The sequence below is a fragment of the Staphylococcus sp. HMSC057A08 genome, assembly GCF_001812925.1.
GTDB classification, from domain to species: Bacteria; Bacillota; Bacilli; order Staphylococcales; family Staphylococcaceae; genus Staphylococcus; species Staphylococcus hominis.
Map to the genome: position 1 here is coordinate 1 of NZ_KV810863.1, position 1,676 is coordinate 1,676.

Consider the following 1,676-nt stretch of genomic DNA (forward strand, 5'->3'; position numbering starts at 1 on the left):
ATAAACATTCAAAACTGAATACAATATGTCACGTTATTCCGTATCATCTCTACGAGATGTTCCGAATATATCCTTAGAAAGGAGGTGATCCAGCCGCACCTTCCGATACGGCTACCTTGTTACGACTTCACCCCAATCATTTGTCCCACCTTCGACGGCTAGCTCCAAATGGTTACTCCACCGGCTTCGGGTGTTACAAACTCTCGTGGTGTGACGGGCGGTGTGTACAAGACCCGGGAACGTATTCACCGTAGCATGCTGATCTACGATTACTAGCGATTCCAGCTTCATGTAGTCGAGTTGCAGACTACAATCCGAACTGAGAACAACTTTATGGGATTTGCTTGACCTCGCGGTTTCGCTGCCCTTTGTATTGTCCATTGTAGCACGTGTGTAGCCCAAATCATAAGGGGCATGATGATTTGACGTCATCCCCACCTTCCTCCGGTTTGTCACCGGCAGTCAACTTAGAGTGCCCAACTTAATGATGGCAACTAAGCTTAAGGGTTGCGCTCGTTGCGGGACTTAACCCAACATCTCACGACACGAGCTGACGACAACCATGCACCACCTGTCACTTTGTCCCCCGAAGGGGAAACTTCTATCTCTAGAAGGGTCAAAGGATGTCAAGATTTGGTAAGGTTCTTCGCGTTGCTTCGAATTAAACCACATGCTCCACCGCTTGTGCGGGTCCCCGTCAATTCCTTTGAGTTTCAACCTTGCGGTCGTACTCCCCAGGCGGAGTGCTTAATGCGTTAGCTGCAGCACTAAGGGGCGGAAACCCCCTAACACTTAGCACTCATCGTTTACGGCGTGGACTACCAGGGTATCTAATCCTGTTTGATCCCCACGCTTTCGCACATCAGCGTCAGTTACAGACCAGAAAGTCGCCTTCGCCACTGGTGTTCCTCCATATCTCTGCGCATTTCACCGCTACACATGGAATTCCACTTTCCTCTTCTGCACTCAAGTTTTCCAGTTTCCAATGACCCTCCACGGTTGAGCCGTGGGCTTTCACATCAGACTTAAAAAACCGCCTACGCGCGCTTTACGCCCAATAATTCCGGATAACGCTTGCCACCTACGTATTACCGCGGCTGCTGGCACGTAGTTAGCCGTGGCTTTCTGATTAGGTACCGTCAAGACGTGCACAGTTACTTACACGTTTGTTCTTCCCTAATAACAGAGTTTTACGATCCGAAGACCTTCATCACTCACGCGGCGTTGCTCCGTCAGGCTTTCGCCCATTGCGGAAGATTCCCTACTGCTGCCTCCCGTAGGAGTCTGGACCGTGTCTCAGTTCCAGTGTGGCCGATCACCCTCTCAGGTCGGCTACGTATCGTTGCCTTGGTAAGCCGTTACCTTACCAACTAGCTAATACGGCGCAGGTCCATCTATAAGTGATAGCAGAGCCATCTTTCACTATCGAACCATGCGGTTCGAAATATTATCCGGTATTAGCTCCGGTTTCCCGAAGTTATCCCAGTCTTATAGGTAGGTTACCCACGTGTTACTCACCCGTCCGCCGCTAACGTCAAAGGAGCAAGCTCCTCGTCTGTTCGCTCGACTTGCATGTATTAGGCACGCCGCCAGCGTTCATCCTGAGCCAGGATCAAACTCTCCATAAAAATTTATGATGTTTGATTAGCTCATAATACTAAATAGTGTTTGTAACA

General features: G+C 49.7%; 1 rRNA gene. It reads right to left on the reverse strand.

Annotated features, from left to right (window positions below):
* Positions 1-77 precede the first annotated feature (77 nt).
* Positions 78-1,628 (reverse strand): 16S ribosomal RNA (locus tag HMPREF2881_RS09805).
* Positions 1,629-1,676 lie beyond the last annotated feature (48 nt).